The sequence below is a fragment of the Lederbergia ruris genome, assembly GCF_018332955.1.
GTDB classification, from domain to species: domain Bacteria; phylum Bacillota; class Bacilli; order Bacillales; family Bacillaceae_C; genus Lederbergia; species Lederbergia ruris.
Genome location: NZ_BORB01000007.1, coordinates 91,448 through 117,463 on the forward strand (window position 1 = coordinate 91,448; position 26,016 = coordinate 117,463).

At 39.4% G+C, this 26,016-nt stretch carries 21 protein-coding genes; 20 read left to right on the forward strand and 1 reads right to left on the reverse strand.

Annotated elements, in window-relative coordinates; genetic code table 11:
- Positions 1-44: 44 nt before the first annotated feature.
- The 14 genes from KI363_RS05800 (at position 45) to KI363_RS05865 (ending at position 15,852) form a co-directional block, all read left to right on the forward strand.
- Positions 45-1,706, forward strand: a complete 1,662-nt coding sequence (locus KI363_RS05800; RefSeq protein ID WP_212965789.1) for an extracellular solute-binding protein — start codon at positions 45-47, stop codon at positions 1,704-1,706.
- A gap of 257 nt (positions 1,707-1,963) precedes the next feature.
- On the forward strand, positions 1,964-2,827 hold the full coding sequence (locus KI363_RS05805) for an ABC transporter permease (protein WP_246516776.1): 864 nt from the start codon (positions 1,964-1,966) through the stop codon (positions 2,825-2,827).
- Between the two features lie 20 nt (positions 2,828-2,847).
- On the forward strand, positions 2,848-3,732 hold the full coding sequence (locus KI363_RS05810; protein ID WP_246516773.1) for a carbohydrate ABC transporter permease: 885 nt from the start codon (positions 2,848-2,850) through the stop codon (positions 3,730-3,732).
- Positions 3,733-3,811: 79 nt separating this feature from the next.
- Complete coding sequence (locus KI363_RS05815) at positions 3,812-5,335, forward strand: glycoside hydrolase family 31 protein (RefSeq protein ID WP_212965791.1); 1,524 nt, start codon at positions 3,812-3,814, stop codon at positions 5,333-5,335.
- Between the two features lie 62 nt (positions 5,336-5,397).
- Complete coding sequence (locus KI363_RS05820; protein WP_212965792.1) at positions 5,398-7,206, forward strand: glycoside hydrolase family 16 protein; 1,809 nt, start codon at positions 5,398-5,400, stop codon at positions 7,204-7,206.
- 42 nt (positions 7,207-7,248) lie between these two features.
- Positions 7,249-8,091 carry an alkaline phosphatase family protein gene (locus KI363_RS05825; protein WP_212965793.1) on the forward strand — a complete coding sequence of 281 codons (843 nt, stop codon included), beginning with the start codon at positions 7,249-7,251 and terminating at the stop codon, positions 8,089-8,091.
- 107 nt (positions 8,092-8,198) lie between these two features.
- Positions 8,199-9,404: an ROK family transcriptional regulator gene (locus KI363_RS05830; protein ID WP_246516774.1), complete on the forward strand. Its 1,206-nt coding sequence runs from the start codon at positions 8,199-8,201 to the stop codon at positions 9,402-9,404.
- 376 nt (positions 9,405-9,780) lie between these two features.
- Positions 9,781-10,767 (forward strand): Gfo/Idh/MocA family protein, encoded by a 987-nt coding sequence (locus tag KI363_RS05835; RefSeq protein ID WP_212965795.1) that lies wholly within the window; start codon positions 9,781-9,783, stop codon positions 10,765-10,767.
- A gap of 1 nt (position 10,768) precedes the next feature.
- Positions 10,769-11,749, forward strand: coding sequence for a Gfo/Idh/MocA family protein (locus tag KI363_RS05840; protein ID WP_212965796.1), 981 nt, complete (start codon positions 10,769-10,771; stop codon positions 11,747-11,749).
- A gap of 76 nt (positions 11,750-11,825) precedes the next feature.
- On the forward strand, positions 11,826-12,692 hold the full coding sequence (locus tag KI363_RS05845; protein ID WP_212965797.1) for a sugar phosphate isomerase/epimerase family protein: 867 nt from the start codon (positions 11,826-11,828) through the stop codon (positions 12,690-12,692).
- Between the two features lie 13 nt (positions 12,693-12,705).
- On the forward strand, positions 12,706-13,767 hold the full coding sequence (locus KI363_RS05850; RefSeq protein ID WP_212965798.1) for a Gfo/Idh/MocA family protein: 1,062 nt from the start codon (positions 12,706-12,708) through the stop codon (positions 13,765-13,767).
- Positions 13,768-13,952: 185 nt separating this feature from the next.
- Positions 13,953-14,339, forward strand: a complete 387-nt coding sequence (locus tag KI363_RS05855; protein ID WP_158321564.1) for a hypothetical protein — start codon at positions 13,953-13,955, stop codon at positions 14,337-14,339.
- Positions 14,340-14,430: 91 nt separating this feature from the next.
- Positions 14,431-14,661, forward strand: coding sequence for an excisionase family DNA-binding protein (locus KI363_RS05860; RefSeq protein WP_158321967.1), 231 nt, complete (start codon positions 14,431-14,433; stop codon positions 14,659-14,661).
- A gap of 45 nt (positions 14,662-14,706) precedes the next feature.
- Positions 14,707-15,852, forward strand: coding sequence for an HAD family hydrolase (locus KI363_RS05865; RefSeq protein WP_212965799.1), 1,146 nt, complete (start codon positions 14,707-14,709; stop codon positions 15,850-15,852).
- A 289-nt stretch (positions 15,853-16,141) separates the two neighbouring features.
- Here KI363_RS05865 and serA read toward each other — a convergent pair whose 3' ends face one another.
- Positions 16,142-17,752, reverse strand: a complete 1,611-nt coding sequence (gene serA / locus KI363_RS05870) for a phosphoglycerate dehydrogenase (protein ID WP_212965800.1) — start codon at positions 17,750-17,752, stop codon at positions 16,142-16,144.
- Positions 17,753-18,482: 730 nt separating this feature from the next.
- Between serA and KI363_RS05875 the strand changes: the two genes are divergently transcribed.
- The 6 genes from KI363_RS05875 (at position 18,483) to KI363_RS05900 (ending at position 25,866) form a co-directional block, all read left to right on the forward strand.
- Entirely contained in the window at positions 18,483-19,484 is a 1,002-nt protein-coding gene (locus tag KI363_RS05875) for a Gfo/Idh/MocA family protein (RefSeq protein WP_158321964.1), read from the forward strand.
- Between the two features lie 18 nt (positions 19,485-19,502).
- Positions 19,503-21,608 carry a tetratricopeptide repeat protein gene (locus tag KI363_RS05880; protein WP_212965801.1) on the forward strand — a complete coding sequence of 702 codons (2,106 nt, stop codon included), beginning with the start codon at positions 19,503-19,505 and terminating at the stop codon, positions 21,606-21,608.
- Positions 21,605-21,988 (forward strand): methylglyoxal synthase, encoded by a 384-nt coding sequence (mgsA, locus tag KI363_RS05885; protein ID WP_158321962.1) that lies wholly within the window; start codon positions 21,605-21,607, stop codon positions 21,986-21,988. Before KI363_RS05880 ends, mgsA begins: the two co-directional genes overlap by 4 nt.
- Before the next feature lie 191 nt (positions 21,989-22,179).
- A complete protein-coding gene (locus KI363_RS05890; protein WP_373306732.1) occupies positions 22,180-23,901 on the forward strand; it encodes an AAA family ATPase in 1,722 nt (573 codons plus the stop codon).
- A 454-nt stretch (positions 23,902-24,355) separates the two neighbouring features.
- On the forward strand, positions 24,356-25,180 hold the full coding sequence (locus KI363_RS05895) for a polysaccharide deacetylase family protein (RefSeq protein ID WP_212965802.1): 825 nt from the start codon (positions 24,356-24,358) through the stop codon (positions 25,178-25,180).
- 23 nt (positions 25,181-25,203) lie between these two features.
- Positions 25,204-25,866 carry a YkyA family protein gene (locus KI363_RS05900; RefSeq protein ID WP_212965803.1) on the forward strand — a complete coding sequence of 221 codons (663 nt, stop codon included), beginning with the start codon at positions 25,204-25,206 and terminating at the stop codon, positions 25,864-25,866.
- Positions 25,867-26,016: the final 150 nt, after the last annotated feature.

The following is a 26,016-nucleotide window of genomic DNA, read 5'->3' on the forward strand; positions in this document are numbered from 1 at the left end:
TAAATGTAAGGGATTACTAAAAATGAAATTGGGGGTTTAACAGGATGAAGAAATATTCTCTATTATTTGTCGTTATGCTGTTAGTCATAAGTACAGTATTAATGGCATGTCAGTCAAAAGAAGGTTCAGGTGGGGCAGAAAAATCAAACGATTCAAATGTGGCTGCGGGTGATAAAGATCCACTTGGAAAATATGAAAATACGGTAACAGTTAGAGAGGTAGCTGGTTATGGAAATCCGGAAGACCCCAAAACGAAGAAGGGTGTCACACCTCAAACAAACGCCTACGTTTCCAAATTAAAGGAAATGCTGAATATCGAATTAAAATATGATTGGGAAGTACCAAACGAGCAATTTGAACAGAAATTTTCATTAGCAATTGCTTCTGGCGATTTTCCGGATATTATGCAGATCGATATAAATCAGTTTGAAAAGTTTAAGCAACAGGGGATACTGGCAGATTTGACAGATGCCTATAATGATTATGCCTCAGATGAATTAAAGTCTTACATGGACTTTGATGGAGGAAAAACATTAGATTTATTTACAGTAGATGGGAAAATTCTCGGAATTCCGAGTTACGAGGACCCGTATATGTCCGCTCAATTTCTTTGGATCCGTAAAGATTGGCTAGACAAATTAAATTTGGATATCCCTAAAAGCTTAGAGGAATTAGAACAAGTTGCACAGGCTTTTGTTGACAAAGATCCTAATGGAAATGGAAAAGTTGACACATATGGTATCGCCCTTCATAAAGATTTAATTTCATGGGGCTATGATGCTAGAGGGCTATTTTATACGATGGGGGCATATCCAAAATCATGGGTTAAAGATGAAAGTGGAAAGCTTATCCCAGGTGAAATACAACCCCAGACAAAAGAGGCACTGGAATTAATGAGTAACTGGTATAAGTCTGGCATTATAGATAAGGAATTTGCTTTTAAGGATATCGATAAAGTTGTAGAAGACTTTGCTGCAGGTAAGGTAGGAATTTCTTTTGGCGTATGGTGGTATCCAAGCGTTGTATTCAACCTTTCAAAAGAACAAGATCCTAATGCAGATTGGATTCCTATAGAACTACCAACCTATAAGGGAGAAGAATCCAAGACTTTAGTGCCTGCGTCGAGATTAAATAATGTCGTAGTGGTCAACAAAGATTTTGAACACCCTGAAGCCGCAATCAAAATGATTAATTTTTATCAGGAATTGGAAAAACCTGAATACGATGATGAAGTAAAACCTGAAAATGGATATGTATATAACTGGTTTCAGCCGCGAATCTATAAACCTGATGATTTTCAAACAGCCTTTAAAGAGGTTAATGATGCCCTAGACCAAAAGGCGGAAAAGGTAGATTCCACTAATTCAACAACCCTAACAGTATTTGATGCAGCAAAAAAATACTTAGATGGTGATGAATCTATGTGGGGAGTATACTATAGTCGCGCTGCTAAAGATGGAGGATGGGCAACGGTTGAGAAAATCAGAGAAAAAGGCAATGTAGTCTATGATGAATTTACTGGAGGGACGACTCCAACGATGGTGTCGAAAGGGAGTTCTTTAGGTAAGATGACAGATGAAACCTTTACTAAAATGATCATGGGATCCGAATCGATTGATAACTTTGATAAATATGTAAAAGATTGGAAGAAATTAGGCGGAGATCAAATAACAGAAGAAGTCAATGAATGGTATAAGGAAAAATAGATCATGTAATACCGGAAAGAAGAGGCCCACACGATGTGGGTCAGAACGGTGTTGCTCCAGGACGGCGCGCTCTTAACCGCTCATCCTTAAAACAGGCGCCTTGTGCGCCTTCAAATTATTTTGAAAATAGGAATTTTCTGTTTAGGAAAGGTGGGGTTATGTTGGACAAAGGTTATTCTCTTAAACAAGATTTCGGAACAGAACGGCCAGTGAAAAAAGGCTATTCGATTAAACAAAATTTTAAAAAAGAATTGCCTATGCATATTATGCTCATTCCGGCTGTCGTTCTATGTTTGATTTATGCCTATGGCCCTATGTTTGGTATCATTATGGCGTTTCAGGACTTCCAGCCATATTTGGGATTTTTAAAATCCCCGTGGATTGGATGGGAAAACTTTGAGTATATTTTTCATTTACCCGATTTTGGACAAATCTTTTATAATACGCTGCTGATTGCGATATCAAAGGTCATATTGGGACTCTTAGTTCCTTTAATTCTAGCATTATTGTTGAATGAGGTTAGGAAGGTATTATTCTCTCGAATTATTCAAACAAGTGTATTCTTGCCTTATTTTTTGTCATGGGCCGTATTAGGAGGAGTCATATTTGAAATCTTTTCCTTAAATGGTCCGGTTAATGCATTATTAGAGTTTTTCCACCTAGAACCCATTATGTTTATGGGAAGCAATGGTTGGTTCCGTTCCATTATTATCGGTTCCGATGTGTGGAAGGGGATGGGGTATAATATGATCATCTTTTTGGCTGCCATCGTTGGGATAAACCCAAGTCTATATGAAGCAGCGCAAGTGGATGGAGCCACCAGATGGAAGCAGATGTGGCATATTACCCTTCCAGGAATATTACCAATCGTTATCTTATTAGCGACATTAAGTATCGGTAATATTTTAAATGCAGGATTTGATCAAATATTAATCTTGTATAATCCAACAGTATATGAAGGGGCAGATGTGATCGATACTTTTGTATATCGATTAGGTTTGTTTGATCAGCAATATGCTCCGGCAGCAGCGGTTGGGTTATTTAAATCAGTGATTTCATTGGGATTAGTGGGACTTTCTTATTATTTAGCCTATCGTTATACAGATTACCGGATTTTTTAGAAAAGATTGGGGTGGGTTGATTGTTTTATAAAGAATCATTAGGACAAAGAACGTTTAATATAGTGAATATGGTCTTTTTAACAGGGGTTACATTATTAGGCATTCTGCCATTTGTCCATTTGCTTGCAGTATCTTTAAGCTCGAATAGTGCAGCGGTAGCCGGGAAAGTCTTTTTTCTACCTGTCGAATTTACAACCGTTTCATATCAATATTTAGCAGAGAATTCAGAGTTTTTCGTTGCGTTATGGGTGACCGTCAAAAGGGTTGTCATCGGGACGATCATCAACATGTTATTAGTCGTTATAACGGCTTATCCATTATCTAGAAGTAATAAAAACTTTCGAGCAAGAACATTATATGTGTGGTTCTTCGTCATCACTATGTTTTTTGGTGGTGGGCTTATTCCTACCTATATGGTGGTAAAGGAAACAGGCATTCTTGATAGTATTTGGGCATTGATTTTACCCGGAGCATTAAATGTTTTTTATATGGTGATGCTATTAAACTTCTTCCGCAATATTCCTAAGGACCTCGAGGAAGCGGCTATAGTAGATGGTGCAGGACATTGGACTTTATTATTTAAAATATTTTTGCCGATTTCCTTACCTTCTTTAGCAACAATCTTGTTGTTTACAATTGTTGGGCATTGGAATTCCTGGTTCGATGGAATTCTCTATATGAATCGACCGGAAAATTATCCATTGCAATCTTATCTTTCAACATTAATTACGTCTCTTAATGTTCAAGCGATTTCTGTAGAAGACTTGAGCAAGTTACAAGAAATGGGTTCAAAAACATTAAGGACCGCTCAAATATTCATGGGAATCCTCCCTGTTCTATTAGTTTATCCCTTCTTACAGAGATTCTTCATTAAGGGAATTACAATTGGTAGTGTGAAGGAATAGACTGTATTTTAGGGAATGAGGCAAATTGTAGCTAAATGTGCGGCTATGTAATCAGAGAATGAGGAGAGAGGTTGAGAAGATGACACAGTTTAAATTGGAAATTTTGAAAGGGGAGTATTGGTGGGGAGGTGCTGTCTCAGATGGTATCTCTATGCCTTTTGGAGGAGAGAGGTTCAAACGGAGTTTAAATCCTTTGGCTTCTCCTAATCAAGCGAATCCCGTTTTGATTTCAAACAAAGGGAGGTATATATGGTCTGAGAAGCCATTTGATTTTGAATGGATCGATGATTGTTTGCATATTGATAATGCTGTAGGAGAGATCAAATGGGAAGAAGGATATGGCGATTTACGGGGAGCTTATAAAGCGGTGCAAGAAAATTTTTTTCCACCTACTGGTGAGCATCCTGATTTAGCTTTGTTTTCTACTCCACAGTATAATACATGGATTGAACTCATGTATGATCAAGAGGAGCAGAAAATATTACAACATGCTGAGCAAATTCTGGCACATGATATGCCTGCTGGTGTTTTTATGATTGATGATAATTGGCAAGAGGATTATGGTGTTTGGCGTTTTCATACCGAACGCTTTCAAAATCCTAAAGCTATGGTTCAAAAACTCCATGATCTTGGTTTTAAGGTAATGCTATGGACTTGTCCATTTGTCAGCCCCGATAGCGCGACTTATAGAGAATTAAGAGCAAGAGATTTGCTTGTGAAAAACTCTGATGGTTCACCGGCGATCCGGGAGTGGTGGAATGGCTACAGCGCCATGTTAGATTTATCGAATGAGCAAGCAATTGTTTGGTATCAAAAACAATTAGATTTTTTAATCGAAGAATACAAGATTGATGGATTTAAATTTGATGCTGGTGACCCTATTTATTATCGGAATGATGATCAATGTGCTAGGTCCATTCATGCAAATGAGCAGGCGGAATGGTTTGCGAAGTTTGGGCGAAAGTATTCATTAAATGAATTTCGTGCTTGTTGGAAAATGGCGGGAGAGCCGATTGGACAAAGATTATGCGATAAATTACATAGCTGGGATCAGTCTGGGCTAGGATCCTTGATTCCAAATGGAATCGCCCAAGGTTTGATGGGATACGCATTTACTTGTCCAGATATGATTGGTGGGGGAGAATATCAAAATTTCTTACAAAATGCGAGGCATTTAGACCAAGAATTGGTTGTACGCTACGCTCAATGTTCTGCCTTATTTCCAATGATGCAATTTTCAGCTGCTCCGTGGCGGTTTTTAACGGAAGAAAATAATCAATACTGTTTTGAAGCTGCTCAATTGCATGTGAAGTTTGCAGAAGAAATTATTGCACTAGCAAAGCATGCCAGTAAAACGGGAGAACCGATAATAAGGCATATGGAGTATGTCTTTCCGAACCAAGGATTTGCCGAGATCAAGGATCAATTTATGCTTGGGGAGAATGTACTTGTTGCTCCTGTAGTTGAAAGAGGAAAGCGTGAGAAGGAGATTCAATTTCCAGAAGGAACATGGTATGGGGATGATGGAAGTATTGTAGAAGGCCCATGTACAAGGATTGTTTGTGCCCCGTTATCCAGACTGCCTTGGTATAGAAAAAAGTAAAACATATGCTTTTAAAGCCCATTAAGAGCCCGATTAGTTACGGAGAAATGTGAGGATAGCGGATGAATAAAATAGAAATTGTTGATCGAGATAGGAATATGCCTTCGTTACTCGAATTAAAGATCCCTTATTCAGGTTACACCCGGAGGAGATTTAGGGTAAGAACTGAGAATAGGGAATGGATTGATTTACATGATGTGCATTGGTCGATTACCCCGTCGGTACATGGGCTAGCTATTGATCAAGAAGGACTGCTCGTGATTCAGCCACAAGCAAAGCCGGCGACAATAGAAGTGATTGCCAGCTCTAAAGAAGAACCTAAGGTTGAAGCAAAGATAAAGGTCAGGATCGAAAAAACCGCTGGAAGAGATATGCCACCCAATCCCCTTGAAAAACCTGGTTGGAAACTCTATCGACATGATGAGTTCGACGAGGAATATTTAGATCGCTCGATGTGGACGGATCAATATTTAAGAAATTGGTCCGATGACCAGAGGTCAAAAACGAATTATATTTTGGAAGATGGAGCTATTGTCGTAAGGGCTGATATTGATTCTAGACCATGGAGCCCTTATGATAATGCCGAAAATTCAAGTATCACTTCATTTGAAAAAACATATCTTCATAGATTTGGACATAATAAATATGATGATAGTAGAATGATACCTGAGTTTGATGGATTTGCGACGAAATACGGCTATTTCGAAATTCGGGCAAAATTGCCAAACACTGGGGATGGAAGTCATGTAGCATGGTGGATGATTGGAGTGCAAGATGACCAAAATCTATACGCAGAAATAACGGATCCAACTGTAATAGATAAACGAACATCCAATGAGACAGGGGAGGTGGATATTATTGAAATCGGCCTAGACAATTTAACGTCATGGCGTCCGGTTATGCATCCAAATGAGAGTACAAGTCTGGAGTATTTGCATGTCCCTGAAACTAAGCTTGATTTTGATCCAGGGAATGAGTTTCATATTTATGGATTTGAATGGGATGAAAATGGTACAAAATACTATGTGGATAATCAACTTGTTCAAACAACGGATCGGACATTTGATTATCGAATGATGACATTTTTAGGTTTATATCCTGAAGGTGGAATGGGCAAGGCGAATCGGATTTTTCCAAAAGAGTTTATTATTGATTATTTTCGAGTGTATAAAAAAGATGAGCCTTTTAAAGCCAATGATATTCGCTTTGAGAAAGATGGCCCACGGTATTGTGTCAAACGACCAGAAGGACAGGATTCCGTTTCATTTAAATTGAAAGCCGTTGTTCTCGATCAATTTGATCAACCTTTCACGGCTACGTCTCTTATATGGCAATTTTCCGAAACGATTTCGGGGGATTATGCTAAGGAAATTCCAGGTGCCAAGATTGACGCAGAAACCGGAGAGATCGTCTTAACCAAAAATATTGCTGAAAATGCCGATTTATTTATCACGGTAAAAGTAAAATCCAACCCTAAGGTGAAAAAGGTATGTCATGTAAAAGTGTCAACTGCGGTTCCAAAACCATTGCAAATCCAAATCGTCCCACAGCAAAAAGTAATGGAAGTAGATATTCCTAGACACGAGAAAACTCAAAGACAACCGTTCCACGCCAATTTATTGGATCAGTACGGAGAAAAAATAGAGGATGAATCGATTGATTGGGCGATTGCGGAAGGAACCACGCTGAAAGATATTACAGCAATGAAGGGAATCACTATTTCTGAGGATGGCGTATTACATGTGACAGAAGACGCGCCAAGAGGACATTACTTTTTTGTGATCGCGCTTACCCGTTGTCAAGCCAAGGAACCCGATAGGCATTCTCTAGATAGTACGATTTATGCTCATCAATTGGTAAAATTAGTATGATAATAGACGAGGTAGAATTATCGAAGGAGGAGTGTGAAGGAAATGGCGAAGCAGATTGAGAGAGTCATTATTATTGGCTTAGACGGTGCAGGGAACTTTATTAAGGAAACGGAGACACCGAATATTCATGGTTTGTTAGAAAAAGGGGTGCTTACCTATTCTGCTCAAGCAAATTCACCAACCATTAGTGCAGAATGTTGGGGTTCCTTATTACACGGCGTATCGCCGGATGTACATGGTTTAAATAATGATATCGTTGCCACTAAAACCTATCCAGAAGATTCTCGTTATCCGTCTATTTTTAAAATCATCAAACAAGCACGCCCTACTAGTAAATTAGCAGCATTTAGTGCATGGGGGCCGATCAATCATGGTATTATTGAGCAATCCGCTCAAGACCACTCTGTTTCTCAACCTGATGCAGAATTGGTGGAATCCGTTGCAACCTATATTTCGGAAAACCCAGATGTTGCTTTGATTTTTGTTCAATTAGATGGACCGGATGCAGCGGGACATCAACATGGTTATGGAACAAAGTCTTATTTAGCAAGTATTACAGAAGCTGATCAATACGTAGGAACCGTTCTAGATGCCTTAAGGAAGGCTCATCTAATGGATAGTAGTTTGGTGATTATAACAGCTGATCATGGCGGTGGAGGGGAAAACCACTATTCTCATGGAAGCGATCATCCTCAAAATAAAACGGTTTTTTGGGGATGCCATGGACCAGGAATGAATACGAAAATGAAATTAAAAGAAGGCTTTCCAATTATGGATACTGCGGCGATCGTTCTTCAAGCGCTTGGAATAGAACAGCCTGGACAATTTGAGGCTGAGGTACCAGAGGGCCTATTTTTAGAGCAAGCCATCATAGATAAAAAATAAATAATAAAAATGTATAAAGCATTGAATTCCATATGTTGCTTATGCTATTCTAGACTTAATAAAGTTGTTGGAGAAAGTAGTTGTAGCAGTGGAGAAAAGAGTGGGGGATGACATTGGTCAGAACAGGTGATGCCAAGTTAATACGGGAACTAAATAAAGCGATTATTTTGGATATCATTCGGAAACAAGGTCCCATCTCCCGTGCAGAAATCTCCAAAATTGTCCAGATTAGTCCAACGACGGTGGCTTCTTGTATCAATGCTTTAATGAAAGATTCACTTGTCATGGAAAGCGGAACAGGAGTTTCGAGTGGTGGGAGAAAGCCCATACTTGTACAATTAAACCCGAATGACCGCTTTCTTATTGGCGTGGCAGTAAATGCTTCAAAAATCACGATTGCAGCATTCAATTTATATGCCAATGTCCAAAAAAAGATCACCCACTCATTACAAAACGAAACCTATTCAGATCTTAGTGACTTTCTGATCACGCTTCTGCAAGATTTTCTAGAAGACTTTGATCAAAAGGAGGATTGTTTAGGAATATCCATCACTTTTCAAGGAATTGTCGATGCTGATAAAGGGGTTGTTGTGTATAATCCTAAATTAAATATGTCCAATGTTTCATTGAAAGACAAAATGGAAGAGGCTTTGCACATCGCTACATACATAGATAATGATACAAATGGAAGCCTTTTAGCAGAAAAAGGATATGGTCATTATCAGCAGGCTAAAAATCTCATCTATGTGACGATTGGTGATGGGGTTGGGGCAAGTGTTCTTGTCAATGATGCGATTTATCGCGGTTATCTTGGGGGAGCTGGAGAATTTGGGCACACAACGATCAATTTTAATGGGCCGATCTGTGAATGTGGAAATATTGGCTGCTTGGAAAATTATGTAAGCTGGCAAACGATTCAATCGCGAATTGAGGAAGAAATGGCAAATGGGAAAAAATCTACGATGTCGATGTGGCTCAAAGATAATGAGCAACTTACGATCGAAAAGTTTCAACAAGCCGTTTTACAAGAGGATCCATTGGCACTGGTGATTTTGGATGATGTGGCCTTCTACCTAGGAATCGGACTTGTGAACCTGATCAACTTATTTAATCCGGAAAAAATAATCGTAGGCGGGGAACTGGCCAATGATAACCCTTATTTTATTCGCAAGTTAAATGAATTTGTGTTAAAACATTCGTTGGAAACGCATACGGAGAAATTTGCCATCCTGCCAAGTTCCTTTGGCGCAGATTCCGAGGTGATTGGAGCCGCCTCCGTTTTATTACATGATTTATTCCATTCTACGATTTGATAACTGGCGATCTAAATAGAAACGAGACACGAATAGCGATGGATTTAGGTAATAATATTTTCATATATCACAAGTAAATAGGAAACGATATAAAAATGCGTGTTCAAAAAGGAGGATAAAAAGGACCCGTCGGCTAAAGGCGCTGACGTCCTGTCAGCAACGCCGACACTAGCACATCCTGTGCGTCGAAAGTTCGAGGCGGCTCAGCCTTCGAGCAGCGGAGAAGCAAGCCAACGAAGAAATTCGCAGTGTCATTTTGACCGAGGCCTGCAGGACGCAGGTCACAAAGGCGTTGCGACAGGAAGTCGCGAATTTAGCCTTTGATCCTTACTTTTTGAACATCCTCTAATAGATCAATGGTGAGGTGGTAAGATTGATGAAAATTGCGGTAGTTGGTATAGGGAAACTTGGGCAAAGACATTTAGACAAATGGAAAGAAGTAGCAGATGTTGAGGTGGTTGGAGTTGTTGCTAGGAATAAGGATAAGATCCAAGTAGTCGCGGAAAAATATAATGTGCAGCCATTTACTAGTTTGGAAGAGTTATTGAATCAAGTGGATGTAGACGTAGTAGATGTGTGTACACCGACCGTGACACATGGTGAATTTGTCAAACAAGCGGCTCAGGCAAAAAAACATGTGATTTGTGAAAAACCTTTGGCGTTAACAAGCAATGAAGCAACCGAAATGATTCAAGCATGTGAAGAAAATGACGTTCAATTACTAGTAGGGCATACACTCCGTTTCTTCCCAGAATATGCGAATGCCAGAGAGCAAGTGAAAAACGGAGCCATTGGGAAGCCAGGTGTTGTTCGCCTCACAAGAGGGGTGCCTTTTCCGACAGGAAGAGAATGGTATGCAGATGAAGAACAAAGTGGCGGCTTATTCTTAGATTTAGGTTCACATGAATTTGATTGGTTACAATGGACATTTGGGGATGTAACAAGAGTGATGGCCAAACATGTAAAGCGTGATCATCAGGATGAACAACTGGAATACGGCTTTGTTACTTTAAGAATGGCTGATGGCACGATCGCCTATGTAGAGCTGTCGTGGGCAGAGACAAAATTTCAAGCGACGTATGAATTAGCAGGCGATAAAGGGATGATCACTTATGATCATAATGCGACGATTCCGGTTTCCTTGAACCTGCGTTCTTCAGATCAGGCTGTGCAAATGCCTAAGAGTCTGATGCATAAGGATCCTTATCAACGGCAATTCGAGCATTTTTTAGATTGTATTGCTGGGAAAGCTGAACCAATTGTCACGGCAACAGACGCGCTTAAAGCCATTGAAATAGCAGAAGCTGCTGTTCAATCTAGTGAAACAGGTCAACCTGTCACTTTAGCGGAAGGGGGACGTTAACATGAAAATTGGGATTATCAGTTTTGCTCATATGCATGCATCAAGTTATGCCAATTATATTATCAAGCATCCTGATGCAGAATTGACATGTATTTGGGATGAAGATAAAGCGCGCGGGAAAGAAATGAGCGAAAAATTCAACTGTGACTATTTTTCCGATTTGGATGATTTTTTAGGGACAGATATCGATGCGGTGGTGGTTTGCTCCGAGAATGCCAATCACAAAGAACATGTCGTTAAAGCGGCTAACGCGAAAAAACATATTCTTTGCGAAAAACCAATCGCCACTGAAGTGGAAGACGCCAAAGAGATGATTGCAGCTTGTGAAGAAGCAGGCGTTATTTTTGAAATTGCTTATCCAGTTCGTTTTGCACCAGGTTTTAAACAAGCGAAAGAAATCATTCAACAGGGAGCCATTGGGGAAGTCGTAGCGATTACAGGTATGAACCATGGGAAAATGCCTGGTGGATGGTTTATCGAAAAAGAATTGTCAGGGGGTGGGGCGGCAACAGACCATATCGTTCATATTATGGATATTATTCGTTGGGTAATGGAAGAAGAAGTGACTAGCGTTTATGCGGAAATGGACACTCGTTTCTATGATATCGATGTAGAAGATTGTGGACTCGTTAGCATCGAACTAGAGTCAGGCACCATCGTGTCGATTGACCATAGTTGGTCAAGACCGCAAACTTTCCCAACATGGGGAGATGCGATTATTAAATTCGTCGGCACAAAAGGAAATCTGGAAGTCGATGCCTTTAAGCAATTTGCTCTCTACTATAATGATGAAGCGAACTCTATTACCCAACTACCGTATGCGGAAGATATGGATGATGGATTAGTCAATGACTTTATTGCCTGTGTAAAAGAAGGCAGATCACCATCTATTACAGGAACAGATGGATTACGCACATTGGAGGTAGTGAAAGCTGCTTATCAATCACAGGAAAAAGGTGAAACGGTTTTAGTAAATAGATAGGCAAAATATAGACTAATAGATTAACAGTTTCCGATCCTTCTATTCGCTGGATCTCAACAAAAAGAGGTGTTTTTTAATGAAAATCGGATTAAGTTCATACAGTTTATCGCAAGCAATGAACACTGGAGAAATGAGTATTTTGGATGCGATCCAATGGGTAGCAGATCAAGGTGGCGAGCATATTGAAATTGTTCCAATGGGGGAATTGGACTTAATTAAAAAGCCTGAACTCATTGAACAAATCAAAGAGAAAGCAAATGATGTAGGAATCGATATTTCACATTATCTGATTGGCGCAAACTTTATTACAGAAAGTCGTGAAGAATTTGTAGCGGAAGTGGCAAGAGTCAAGCAACATGTCGACATTGCTCAGCAATTAGGTGTCAAGCTTATGCGTCATGATGTTGCATGGCGTTCCGGAGAAGATGCGTCTATTCTACAATTTGAAAAAGATTTACCTATCTTAGTGGAAGCATGCCAAGCAATTGCGGATTATGCAAAACCATTGGGTATTACAACAAGTATTGAAAACCATGGGCTTTATGTGCAAGCAAGTGATCGTGTTCAACGCTTGATCCATGAAGTGAATCGCGACAATTTCAAAACGACCGTCGATGTTGGAAACTTCATGTGTGTAGACGAAAATTCCGTTGCCGCAGTGAAAAAGAATCTACCATATGCTTCTTTTGTTCACTTTAAAGATTTTTATTGGCGTCCGTCTTATCAAAATCCTGGAGACGGTTGGTTTCAAACAATCAATGGCAATCACTTAAGAGGAGCCATTGTTGGGCATGGAGATATTGATATGCGAGAAGTAGCCAAGATCATCAAAGAATCAGGCTATGATGGTTATATTTCGGTTGAATTTGAAGGTATGGAAGATTGCAGAAAAGGTTCGAAAATTGGAATGGACAATGTCCGACGATTTTTAGAAGAAGCTTAAGGGAGGAATCATGATGTCTAAAATTAAAATTGGCGTGATTGGTGCGGGATCTATTTCTGAAGCGCACCTAAATGCGTATGCTAACAATGATAAGGTAGAGTTGTATGCGATTTGTGATTTAAATGAGGAAAGAGCTAAAGCGAAAGCGGAGAAATATGGAGCAAGTAAAACATATGTTGATTATCATGACCTAATGAATGATCAGGATATTGATGCAGTGAGCATTTGTACTTGGAACAATACTCATGCTGATATTGCGATTGCCGCTCTTAATAGTGGGAAAAACGTCTTGGTTGAAAAACCAATGACAACAAGTATGGAAAAAGCTTATGAAATGGAAGAAACTGTTAAGAAGACAGGGAAGAAATTACAGGTTGGCTTTGTTCGTCGCTATGCTTCTAACACGCAAGTTTTGAAAAAATTTATCGAAGAAGACGATCTTGGCGAAATTTACTATGCTAAAGCAACATGTATTCGTCGACTCGGAAATCCGGGTGGCTGGTTCTCTGATATTGAACGCTCTGGTGGCGGCCCGCTTATCGATATCGGAGTTCACGTGATCGATGTTCTTTGGTATTTAATGGGTTGTCCAAAAGTAAAATCGATTTCCGGAAATACCTATAATAAACTAGGAAATAGAAAAAATATAAAAAATCTCTCATTCTATCAGGCAGCAGACTATGATCCAGACAAAAACACGGTAGAAGATATGGCCAATGCAATGATTCGCTTTGAAAATGGTGCTTCTCTACTTGTTGATGTCAGCTTTACCTTACATGCGAAACAAGACGAAATCTCCGTTAAATTATATGGCACAAAAGGTGGTGCAGAAGTAGAACCTAGTTTAGCTATTGTGACAGAGAAATATGACACCATCTTAAACCTTGCTCCGCAGGTAGATAGTACAACTTTCGATTTTGGTCAAGCTTTCCAAGCAGAAATCGATCATTTTGTGGATGTTTGTTTAGGAGAAAAAGAAACGCTTAGTCCAGTAGCAGACGGAGTCGAAATGACAAAAATTCTTAGTGGTATTTACGAATCCGCCGAAAAGGGCAAAGAAATCTATTTTGATTAATTTTAAGTTCTGAAGCGAACAATCTTAGATCATAGAATGGGTATTTATTCTTGTCTGGAATAAATACCCATTTTTTATAAAGATTTTTACAGAATTGTTTTGCGATAATGGACATAGAGTAGGGAAAAGACATATAATAGATTATATATACATATTTTTAAATAGAATATAAGGGGGGATATGCTGTGTCAGTTATGCGCGTCATTACAGGATTATGGCGAAACAGTACGGAAACAAGTGACAGGGCAAAGGATCCTAAATTGAAAACACGTTATTATAAGACGGGGAAACGCAAAATATCTGAAACGATTACATCCGTTGTGAACAATAAAATGACGGGCTGGAACGTGACCCATTTTGATTATGATCGGGGCGAAATGCTCATCGAAAAACGGGGAATCCGTCGCAATCAAATCGTGATCACGATTGTACAGGTAGAGCCATTACGTTGCAGTGTGGATATCGTATCAGCTTATGATGGATTGGGAGATTTAGGAGCAACTTACTTTTTAGTGCAAAAATTCTTTGAGGCCCTAAACAAAGAAATTCCTCCTGTCGAAAAAAATCAATAAGATTGAACGGCCAGTTTCCAAAGATGCGGGAACTGGCTCTCGCTTTATCCATAGCTGTACATAACTTTTATGTAGGGGAGCGCGATGTAGTTTGTATATGACGATAGAGGAAACAGCAGAGTATTTGCAAGTTAGCCCGAAAATAATTGAAAAATTGATACTCAGGCAAAAAATACGTGCATTACACGATGGGGAGCAATATTTAATTTACAAAGATCAATTTGATACCCATTTAGATCAAATGGAAAAGTATAAAATGATGTTAGCAGAATGGTTAGCAGAACCGATTCCAGAAGACTGGGATGCAAAAGACGAAGATTAATTTTTAAAAAATAGTGATAAGAAAGTAGCGTTAAGGAGAGGCGATATGATAAAAACAGTCTTATTTGATGTGGATGGCGTTTTGTTAAGTGAGGAACGTTATTTTGATGCATCGGCATTAACCGTTTGGGAGGTTTTATGTAGTGAGCAATATTTAGGATTATCTCCAAACGAATTTAAAACCCACTATACCGACGATGAAATCGATGAAATTCGTGCTCGTGTCTTCGTTCAAGACAAAGTCCTTACATTTTTAAAATCATGTGGGTTAAATGCCAACTGGGATATGATTTATTTAACAGCAGCTTATCAGATTATCATGCTTTTAGAACAAATAAAAGAAACAGAGAGTGAACGAATCACTCATTGGGTTACCCATGAAATCAATCGTGAAATTTTATTAGAAATGAAAGAGACTCTTGCGGAAACCAATTGTTTTTTCGATTTTGAGAGCTTTCTTGACGATTTCCAAGGCGCTGATGCCTCTAAAGCGGGCTTGTTTACGCATTTGAATCAGCTTGCTCAAGAAAAACTAGGAGTCGATCATACAGTTTTCGGAGAGCAGGGTGAACTGTGGTCAACCTGTGAACTTATTTCACAAGAATGGTATGTGGGCGATCAATATGTTTTTCAATCAACAGGACGTCCTTCTGTGCAACTAGGGAAAAAAGGATTTTTATCCGATGAAAAGGTCTTGGCTAAACCAGAAGCGATTGCGGCTATGTTTGAATCTCTGAAAGAAGCTGGTGTACAGATAGGAATTGGCACTGGGCGTCCGGAGTTGGAAACAGTCGAGCCCTTTCAACATTTAGGGTGGTTCGAGCATTTCGATCCGAATAATATTGTTACGGCTGATGACGTGCTAGCGGCGGAAAAAGTGACTCAAAACCACAAGGGTTTATCTAAACCACATCCCTTTACATATGTGTGGGCCTTGTCTAGCAAACAGAAATCAATTCCCGAATGTCTTGAGACTGCCTTCCCAATCAAAAACGGAAAAGAAACATTGATCGTAGGAGATTCCTTGGCTGATTTATTAGCAGCTAGAACAATGGGCTGTCACTTTGCCGCCGTATTAACCGGATTGTCAGGAGAGAAGGCTAGAAAGCAATTCGAAGAATATGAAGCTGATTATATTCTCGACAATGTACTAGGTGTGAAAGAACTCGTACTGTCGATGGTTGAAAAATAAACACTATGAAACTCTTGTGGACAGTGTTCAGGAAAAAGATCTGGGAGAAAGATTAGTAAAACTTCGGGGCTGATTTAAGTCCTATGACCTAGAAATCCAGTAGAATCCTGGATTATAGGTAGATAGGAGAGTTCTATGTCCCCGAAATCCAGTAGAAATCCAGAATCAGGGTAGATAGGAGAGTTCTATGTCCCTGAAATTTAGTTGTAGTTCATCCACGATAAAACTCCCCCAAAGCCTGTGCATGCTTGGGGGAGTTTTAGGATCATTTTAGTTTTTGATTCCCAAATTAATTCGTAACGGTTACTTTTTCAATGGGGAGTTCCAAATACTGTGCATCTTCAAGTCCTTTTAAAGCTTTGAGGCCAACAAGTACATCCCCTTCTGCTTTTTTATCCAGTGTAAGGACCATGATCGCTTCTCCGCCAACGTCTGCACGTCCCACTTGCATGGTGCCGATATTAATATCATAATCCCCAAGTGTGGAACCAACGCGGCCGATCATACCTGGGATATCATGATGTTTAATATATAATAGGTTGCTTTCTGGACGAACATCTACTCGGTAGTCATTCATCTTCACAATCCGCGATCCATAGCCATTTAAAATGGTTGCGCCAATATTGGCTTTATTATCTCCACGGTGAAGCGTAACTTCAATGTAAGAAGCGAATCCTTTGCTCTTTGGATTTTTCGATACATTGGAGGCAACACCTTGATCTTTCAATAGATGATGCGCATTGATCAGGTTCACAGTGTCACCTAGATGATGGGTTAAAATGCCCTTCAAAATATGGCGTGTGAGCAAGTCAGTGCTCTCCATGGCGATTTCTCCAGCGTAGGAAATTTCTACTTGATCTGGAGCTTGTTTTAGTAATTGAATCGCTAGAATTCCCATTTGCTCTGCTAAATCAATATAAGGTTGCAACTTCTTCTGCGTTTCTCCAGAGATTTGTGGCATGTTGACCGCATGGCGAATGGATTGAGTTTCAAAAATATCAATCATTTCTTCACTTACCTCATGGGCAACTTTTTCCTGTGCTTCTACAGTAGAGGCGCCTAGATGTGGCGTGACAACCACGTTTGGATGCTTAAGTAATTCTGTATTTGAAGCTGGCTCTGTTTCAAACACGTCAATCGCTGCTCCAGCAACATGGCCTGAATTAAGGGCGCGAACCAAGGCATTTTCATCAATAATTCCACCACGGGCACAGTTAATAATGCGCACACCAGGCTTTGTTTTCGCCAAATATTCATCATTAATAAGGCCTTTTGTTTCTTTTATCAAAGGAGTATGGACAGTGATAAAATCGGCTTCTTGGGCAATTTCATCCAAAGAAGCTTTTGTGATCCCCATTTGATGGGCGCGATCTTCGGTTAAATAAGGATCATATCCGAGAATATTCATGCCAAAACTTAAAGCGCGATTGGCAACTTCTGTACCAATTTTTCCCATTCCAATGACACCCAGTGTTTTTTCGTACATTTCAACACCCTTGAATTTATTTCTCTCCCATTTACCTTCTGATGTAGAAGCATGGGCAGCAGGAATATTCCGGGCAAGGGATAACATCATGGCCATCGTGAGTTCTGCTGCAGAGATGGTGTTAGCACCAGGAGCGTTAATCACGATAATCCCTTTTTTCGTTGCCGCTTGGATATCGATATTATCGACACCAACTCCTGCACGGGCGATTACTCGTATGTTATCGGCATTTTCTAGAATGTCTGCTGTTACTTGCGTTTGACTGCGAACAATGAGTGCATCATACTCCCTAATGATTCCTTTTAGTTCCTCTGGAGGGAGGCCTGGTTTCTTATCCACGGCAAAATTAGGATGTTCATATAGAGCAGCTAAACCTGTGTCACTAATGGCATCTGATACTAAAACTTTGTACATATTCACTGATCCTCCTAGCTTTGTATTTTTATTAATGGTATTCATAAATAAGATCTTTAAAAAATGAAAACGTCCCCATAACAGACGCGTGCGCCTTGTTATGAGGGACGTAAGATCGTGGTGCCACCCTCGTTTACTGTATGGAAAGACATTGGTAACTCCTGTCTAAACAGGCGCTTCCGCTTTTCATTGTCTAGCTCCAGCGCCTAGCGACTAGCAAATTTACGTCTTCTTCCTACGATAAGTCAACATCGGTTCGTCCTCTGTCCTCACCGTGTTTCCTTTATCTCGTCAGAAGTCTTAAAATTTGTACGTCGCTGAACAGGCGCTTCCGCTTTTCTATACAGCCTCGAGAAAGATAACGGTTTGGACCGGGCATTTGCCAGTTCAGAAGTGCTGGGCTATTCTGAGGAAAAGACATCGATTTTCACCAGCCACCGATTCTCTAAAAGAATTTCCCTCAAGCCGTCTTCGTCTTCACAGTTGTGTATGTAAAAAACTGTCAATGGGAGACCAACAGAATGTTGGTCAAAACAGCGTTGCGCTTTTACTTTTGTTCTTTGAAAATATTTTGAATAAATATACAAAGTATTTTACCATAGAAACAAAATGTTTCAAGTGGATTTTTACAAACTCTGTTTTTTTTCGATAAATTTCAGCATGGACGGATGCAAGAAAACGCCAAATACAATATAGTATAGATAAGGATCATGAGGAAGGAGAAATGATAATGATACGGTTTGGAATTATTGGCACAAATTGGATTACAGAATCGATGATTGAAGCAGCCTTACAGGTAGATGGATTTCAATTAACAGCTGTTTATTCTCGTACAGAAGAGCGAGCAAAGGAATTTGCAGAGAAGCATGGAATCCCATTTATTTTTACAGATGTAGAAGAGATGGCAGCAAGTGATGTGCTTGATGCTGTATACATTGCTAGTCCAAATTCATTTCATGCTACACAGTCTTTGGCTTTTTTAAATAGGGGGAAGCATGTTTTATGTGAAAAACCGCTGGCATCCAATTCGGTAGAACTGGAAAAGATGATCGAGGCGGCGCGAAAAAATCAGGTTGTCTTGATGGAAGCGATGAAAACAACTTTATTACCGAATTTTCAAGCGATCCAAGAAAATATCCATAAAATTGGTCAAGTGAGAAGATATGACGCAAGCTATTGTAAATATTCTTCAAGATATGATCGTTATCGAGAGGGAACAGTATTAAACGCCTTTAATCCAGCATTTTCGAATGGCTCGTTAATGGATTTAGGTGTATATTGTTTATATCCTATGGTTGTCTTGTTTGGAGAACCTAAGGCCATCAAAGCAAATGCGGTGATGCTCGATTCAGGAGTAGACGGGTCAGGCAGTTTGCTTTTGCAATATGAACATTTTGAAGCCGTTGTAACGCATTCGAAAATCGTGAATGCTTATCGCCCTTCAGAGATTCAAGGTGAAGAGGGAACGATTATAATAGATGAAATCTCGACACCTAAAGAAGTAAAGATTCAATATCGTAATGGTCGTGAAGAAACGATTAGTAAGGCAGCTGACTTTCCTTCTATGTACTATGAGGTGAAAGAATTTATTCAGCTAATTGAAAAAGGGGAACTGGAATCAAGGATAAACTCTCATCATCATTCGCTGGTAACAGCACGAATAATGGAAGAAGCTAGAAAACAAATCGGACTTATATACCCAGCGGACAGGCATCATGATACATCTATTTAAAGAAAGTTGGTGATAGGGATGAATAGGGAAGAAATGTTCATTCAAAAATGTTTTTTTGAACAGTTTTTGCAAGACAAGCACGATGAATCTCCTGTTACGGTATTAGGGGAACACTTTTTTCAGGAGCAAAAGAAAAACCAAGCTGATTTGACGGAAATTCGCTTTGCCCAAGGTGAAATCTATTTTCATGCACAAGACTATGAAACAGCCATTTTTAAATGGGAAAATATCCAAAATGAATGGCAACCATGGGCGCGTAAAAATATGGCAGATGCCTATTTTGAATTAGAGCTGCATGATACCGCTGAGGAAATCTACCAATCCATTAAAACTGATTCGCTCCTGTTAAATACGGAAATCGCTCTTCAGTTATTTGGTTTATATATTCTTCAGAGAAATCACACAGAAGCAAAACAAATGATTCTCAATGCTGTTCTGCTCAATCCCGATTATCCGAATGTCACAAAGCTGGCGCGTGCTTTTTTCGAGGAACAGGAGGATTGGGAAAACGCTGTTGAACTAGCTGTAAACGAGTCAATTAGGACGAAAGCGAAAGAATGGTTCCATGTTCTTCAGTCCTATGTAGAGAATGGGCATGTATGTTTTGAACCAACTTATTTTATTCCTGTGTTAGAAAAAGTTTCTTCAGTGGATTTCAAAACCTTCGACCATTTGAGTCAGACATTATGGAAGAGGTTTGCAGAACAAGGTGTTTTATTCGATTGGTTAAGCGATTTTAATACATTATTGCTCAGTTTAAATATTTCAGAGGAACACAGATTGGGAAAATTATCAACTGAATTTAAAGAAACCTACCAAAAGTTGATGAGTGGTTCATTTCCTTTTCAAAATGTAGAGAAGCTAATGCCAACCTATTTGGAAGCATGGCTAAAATTGGAACAAACAGCTGATGTCGCTTATGTGTATTCTGCTATTCTGACATGGAACGACCATTTCCCTGGAAATATTAATCAAAATATCGTCGATCGAGCACAAGCAACGATCGGAAAATCTAGCAGTGGGATCCATTTAAATGGCGCCATTCAAGCTCTAATAGACGACGTGAAACATTGGGCAAGAAAAAATGAAATAGAGTTCGAAGAATGGAATGCCAATCCCCAGGATACAGCACAGTGGCTTGCATATGGAAAAAAATGGATTGACTACTTTATGAATCAGCTAGAAGTATTGAAGGCAGATATGACGAATTTGATTGAAAGTGAGAAGGCCATTTGCGGCCGATTGCACGGTTCAACCAATCAATTAAAAGATATAGAAGAGGAAAAAGCGAAGGATATTCGTGAAGCCTTTTTAAAGATAGAAAAAGAAATAAAAGGGAAAATGAAAACGTCGATTCCCCAAATAATCAGAAAATCGGCTGATTTCATTAAGGAAGATACTGAATTTCGTACCATTCACCTTGAATTGAATACGGAAATCAATCGACGGATACATGACTATATTCAAGACACCATCATGCCTAGTTATGTTTCATCTTTGGAAAATTGGATTGCCTATGCAAAAGAAAAATTAGAAGAATCACAATCCCATTTAAAGGAATGGGAAATAGGATTCAATGAATATCTAGGGGAGCGGCCCATTGAGCTCCGCTGCGATTTTCAAGTGATTGCAGATTGGCAGAGAGATGCAGATCGGATGACCATCCCAGTTCAAATGGATGATGAAAATATTCTGTTAAGGAGGACGCCTTCTCAAGTAATATTAAAAGGTGCTGGAAAATTATTCGGTGGACTTACAAAAAACAATGCGGTATTAGCCAAATCATATCGTAATTTTATTGAGAATGAAAATTACGAAGAGGTTAGTGAATCGATTGCAACGAAATTCTTTTATCAATTTCAATTATTTGAGAAAAGTATTGGGCGAGATGTCCATCTTTTCTTCCGCGATCCGCTTGAAACATTAGAGGGACGCGTAGAGGAATTTGAAAACATGATTCACGAAAATCAACTGAAATTGGAAAAACTTGAAAACAATCCAGACTTATTTTTAGGACCATTAAGGTTTTTTCAATTACAATTGAATCAATATAAGTGGTTAAACGGCACGAATTCGCAACAACAGAGTCCAGTATTACAGGCCGACAAGGAGGAGATAGAATGAGAATTGCACTGATTGCCCATGATAAAAAGAAAGAGGATATGATTCGTTTTACCATAGCCTATAAACTGATTCTTGAAAACCATGAATTATATGCGACAGGGACAACTGGCTTAAAAATTATGGAAGCAACAGGATTAACCGTGACTCGATTTCAATCAGGGCCACTTGGTGGCGATCAGCAAATAGGTGCGTTTATTGCTGAAGACAAATTGGACTTAATTATCTTCTTACGTGATCCCTTAACAGCTCAACCCCATGAACCGGACGTTTCGGCGTTAATGCGTCTCTGTGATGTGTATGGTGTCCCGCTGGCAACCAATATGGGAACCGCCGAAGTGTTAATTCGTGGATTGGAACAAGGATTTTTAGACTGGCGTTAAAATTCCTCAGATTGAAATATATAAAGGTATCTACCCATTGATTTCTAATGGGCGGATACCTTTTTTTAAATTCATTTTCTTTGCCTGATCGTGATCTAATATTTTGCAAACTGTCAATAGTAGCCAATGACGACTATCTCTTAAAATGATATACTAGGACTAGATTTTCTAAAATGTGAGGAGATGGAAGGTTGAAATCAAATTTTAAAAATGCAACGAAGATGGTTCCTCTAGTCATTGGTTTGATTTTAATTGCAGGACTTACGTTTTGGTCGATTTTTTCGATAAATAAAGGAGAGGTTATTCCGTTTTCCTCAATAGAAAAAGTGATTCAAGCAGAGAATGGTGATGTCGTTTCTCTTAAAGAAATGGCGGATGGAACCATTTATATAAAAACACCAGAAGGAAAATACATTTCTCATTTTCGCCCGAATAGTCCGAAGGTGGAAGAATTAGTAGAGAAGTATAATGTGCAATATAAATACTCTGACGGTTCACAAGCCGGCAATTGGCTTTTCGGTGGTTTATTGATTGTGTTGGTGGGTGCTGGTTTTTTAATCCAGAAAAAAGGTGGTTTTGCTGGGGCGAAAATGAAGCATGGCACAGCCAAACCGATGCCACTTCCTTCCATTACGCTGAAAGATATCGGGGGGTTACCCGAAGAAATGAAAGATGAGATCCTGCAAACATTGGAAATCGTCAAAGAACCTGAACGTTCCAAACGGTTGGGGATTAAGGCGCCAAAAGGGATCTTATTATATGGCCCTCCAGGAACAGGCAAAACGCTCCTCGCCCAAGCGATGGCTCATGAATTGGGAGCAAGCTTTTTTACAGCAAGTGGGTCCGCTTTTACGGAATTATTTGTCGGGGTTGGAGCTTCCCGGATTAGGGGATTATTTGAAAATGCGCGTAAATCTACACCTGCGGTTATTTTCATTGATGAAGTGGATGCACTTGCTGGAAAAAGAAAACAGCACGGTGGCGAAGAGGCGGAAAAAACGTTGACAGAATTGCTTGTTCAATTAGATGGGGGACATGCCAATGAAGGGATTTTATTCATTGCCGCGACCAACCGTAAGGATATGCTAGATGATGCCTTTTTACGTCCAGGCCGTATTGACTTTAGTTTCCATGTTCCATTGCCAGATATGAAAGGGCGAAAGGAAATTATCGATATCCATACAAAAGGAAAGCAACTTTCTGAAGAGGTCGTTGCCTCATTAGATCTTCTAGCAGATAGTACTTCAGGATTTTCTGGTGCTGAAATTAGTTCCTTATTTGAATCAGCTAGTAGAAGAGCTGTTAGAGAAGGACGAGAATTGGTTGGAATGGCTGATCTTGATTATGCGCTTGACCGTACGATCCTTGGTTCTACTTCGCGGGCACTGAATGATCCTAATACAAAGCGGAGAGTCGCTATTCATGAAGCAGGTCATGCTCTTATTCAAGCATTAACCAAGCCGAATACAGTTCGTAAAGCAACGATTATTCCACGAGGGCAAGCATTAGGATATGTGGCGCCCATTCAGAAGGAAATGCATTTATCCACGACAAGTGAATTACTTGATCAAATCAGCATGATTTTGGCAGGTGGCGTGGCTGAACGACTTTATTTAGGAGAACATAGCGTAGGTGTTAGTGGGGACGTTCAGCAAGCGAAAAAACTGTTAGAAGATATGGTTGAAACGGGGATGCTGGAGGATGGATTCACCTTAACATTTGATCAACAAGATAAAGATGCGAAGATGCAAGAATTATATGGAAAAGCTTTGGAGAGAACAGAGCTGATGATCAAAGCCCATCAGAACGAATATGAACGATTAGTTGAAGTTTTATTGAAAAAGGAAACTTTAGACGGAGAAGAAGTTCAGGCGATTGTCAATGGTGAGAGTGTAGAAGTTTCATATGTTTAATGGCAACATCCAGTCCCTGTTATGAAGAATGACAGGGAAGGCTGGATGTTTTTTGTGTGGATGTTTTCGATTTAAATCATCGGAGCAGCGGGTAGGATATTTGTACTACAGGCAATAAAGGAACAGCAAAATTTATATAAACAAAATTCGACGAATGTAACCTTTTTGTAACATAATTTGGTACAATAGATAATAAGGCCTTGGTAGAATTTTGTCGAGGAATGATCGAATAGACTACTAACTTATACATAAATCACTGAAGCCTGCAGGACGCAGGTCACAAAGGCGTGGCGCCTTTAGCTGTTTATCCTTTATCCATTTGATCCATACTCTTTGCACATCCTCTAATAGAAAGGTTTGTCCCGGAATGAGAGAAACAAAACATACCCAAAATAAGAAGTTTCTAGTCTACATATTTACCACTCTAGTTATACTCTGTCTTTTTCTAGGGGGAATGTTAGTCAAGGTAAAATCAGCAGAGGGCTATGAGGCGAATCCTTCCATTGCAATGGCCCAATCCATTCAAGCATCACCTGTGGAAAAACATGATTTTACCTCATCCAAACTCAATGAATCGATCCAGATAAAAAAAGAGATTGAATTAGAGAAGCAACAACAAGCAGAAGCTCTGGAACAATTGCAAAAGGATAATGAGTCTAAGATTGTATACTTAACATTTGATGACGGGCCATCCCCTTTTACGGGCCAGCTCCTAGATCTGTTAAATCAATATCATATGGAAGCCACCTTCTTCATGCTGGGGCCGAACATAAAGAATCATCCAGATGTTGTGCAAAGGATGGTCGATGAAGAGTTTGCTGTTGGGATGCATGGGATCACTCATAATGCGAAGCAAATCTATCAATCTCCCAAAGCTCCCTTATCCGAAATGCTCGAGGGTCAAAAAATCATTGAAGATCTGACAGGGGTCCATTCCAATTTAGTTCGCTTGCCATATGGAAGTGTTCCTTATCTAACGATGGATATGAGAGTTCATTTAGATAAACATGGTTTCAAAATTTGGGACTGGAATGTAGACAGTGAGGACTGGGCTTTAAAGGATAATCGTTTTGTAAACAAAGTTATCCAAGAAACGGACAACTTGAGCAGGGCAGGAGAGTCACCAATCATTTTATTGCATGATAAACCTGAAACGATTCAATATCTTCCCAAATTACTTAACTATCTACAAAAAAACAAGTACCAAACCAAGGTGCTAACCAATGACCAAACACCTTATACATTCCAATGCAATGGACGTTGCTACTCCATTCATTAGGCATAAAGGGGATCGAAAAAGCAATGAAGTGGTTTAGAAGAATAGGCGCATTTGGATTAATGATTGTCGCCATTTATTTTATAGCATCCTTATATATCCAACATAAGGAACAAAAGCGGATCGAAGAAATCACACAGGCATTAGAGGAATCGGCTCAGTTCGAAAAAATATTTGCGAACAATCAACAGGAATTAAGCAATGCCGGACTAGAGGAAATAAAGTTATACGATCAATTGATGTCCTATCAAGTGGATCATGGTAAAGACATTAAGAAAACGGCAAAAGAAGCGCTAAGCTCGATTGAAAAACAGCAGAAACATTTAGAAGAAAGTAAGGAAAACTTTAGTAAAGCTTATACGACGATGGCGTCCATCCAACCCATTAGCAAAAAAGTGAGGAACCCTAAGCAAGCAAGGATCGTATCATCGATTGAAAAGCTTAATGAGAAACGGCATCAGCTCTACTTAAACTATACAGAGGATTATCATTCCGTCATTGTATTAAACCAAAAATTATATGGCCAAATTGAAGAGCAAAATTTTAACGAAAAAGAATTAGATGAACAAATTAAAGAAATTAATCAATTGTATAAAAAACTGCACCAACAAGAAAAACAATTTAATCAATATACAACTGAGTTTAATAAAGAAAAAAAGCAATATTATCAATTAACCAAACGAATTTGAACTACTCTACTAGTAGAGCCTCTGGCATCATTAACTCAAAGTTAGGTTTCAAAGGATCGAAGTCGAATTGCAACAGCTCATACTACTTTTTGTATTTCGCGATAAGCACAGTATCAAGCTCGCTTGTATGTTCAATAAATGTTTGATATA

Coding starts and splice junctions, on each gene's coding strand:
- KI363_RS05865 (WP_212965799.1), top strand. CDS start 14,707: ATGATAAAAACAGTCTTATTTGATGTGGATGGCGTTTTGTTAAGTGAG.
- KI363_RS05880 (WP_212965801.1), top strand. CDS start 19,503: ATGAATAGGGAAGAAATGTTCATTCAAAAATGTTTTTTTGAACAGTTT.
- KI363_RS05825 (WP_212965793.1), top strand. CDS start 7,249: ATGGCGAAGCAGATTGAGAGAGTCATTATTATTGGCTTAGACGGTGCA.
- KI363_RS05850 (WP_212965798.1), top strand. CDS start 12,706: ATGTCTAAAATTAAAATTGGCGTGATTGGTGCGGGATCTATTTCTGAA.
- serA (WP_212965800.1), bottom strand. CDS start 17,752: ATGTACAAAGTTTTAGTATCAGATGCCATTAGTGACACAGGTTTAGCT.
- KI363_RS05815 (WP_212965791.1), top strand. CDS start 3,812: ATGACACAGTTTAAATTGGAAATTTTGAAAGGGGAGTATTGGTGGGGA.
- KI363_RS05875 (WP_158321964.1), top strand. CDS start 18,483: ATGATACGGTTTGGAATTATTGGCACAAATTGGATTACAGAATCGATG.
- KI363_RS05830 (WP_246516774.1), top strand. CDS start 8,199: ATGACATTGGTCAGAACAGGTGATGCCAAGTTAATACGGGAACTAAAT.
- KI363_RS05840 (WP_212965796.1), top strand. CDS start 10,769: ATGAAAATTGGGATTATCAGTTTTGCTCATATGCATGCATCAAGTTAT.
- KI363_RS05900 (WP_212965803.1), top strand. CDS start 25,204: ATGAAGTGGTTTAGAAGAATAGGCGCATTTGGATTAATGATTGTCGCC.
- KI363_RS05895 (WP_212965802.1), top strand. CDS start 24,356: ATGTTAGTCAAGGTAAAATCAGCAGAGGGCTATGAGGCGAATCCTTCC.
- KI363_RS05835 (WP_212965795.1), top strand. CDS start 9,781: ATGAAAATTGCGGTAGTTGGTATAGGGAAACTTGGGCAAAGACATTTA.
- KI363_RS05805 (WP_246516776.1), top strand. CDS start 1,964: ATGCATATTATGCTCATTCCGGCTGTCGTTCTATGTTTGATTTATGCC.
- KI363_RS05820 (WP_212965792.1), top strand. CDS start 5,398: ATGAATAAAATAGAAATTGTTGATCGAGATAGGAATATGCCTTCGTTA.
- KI363_RS05800 (WP_212965789.1), top strand. CDS start 45: ATGAAGAAATATTCTCTATTATTTGTCGTTATGCTGTTAGTCATAAGT.
- mgsA (WP_158321962.1), top strand. CDS start 21,605: ATGAGAATTGCACTGATTGCCCATGATAAAAAGAAAGAGGATATGATT.
- KI363_RS05845 (WP_212965797.1), top strand. CDS start 11,826: ATGAAAATCGGATTAAGTTCATACAGTTTATCGCAAGCAATGAACACT.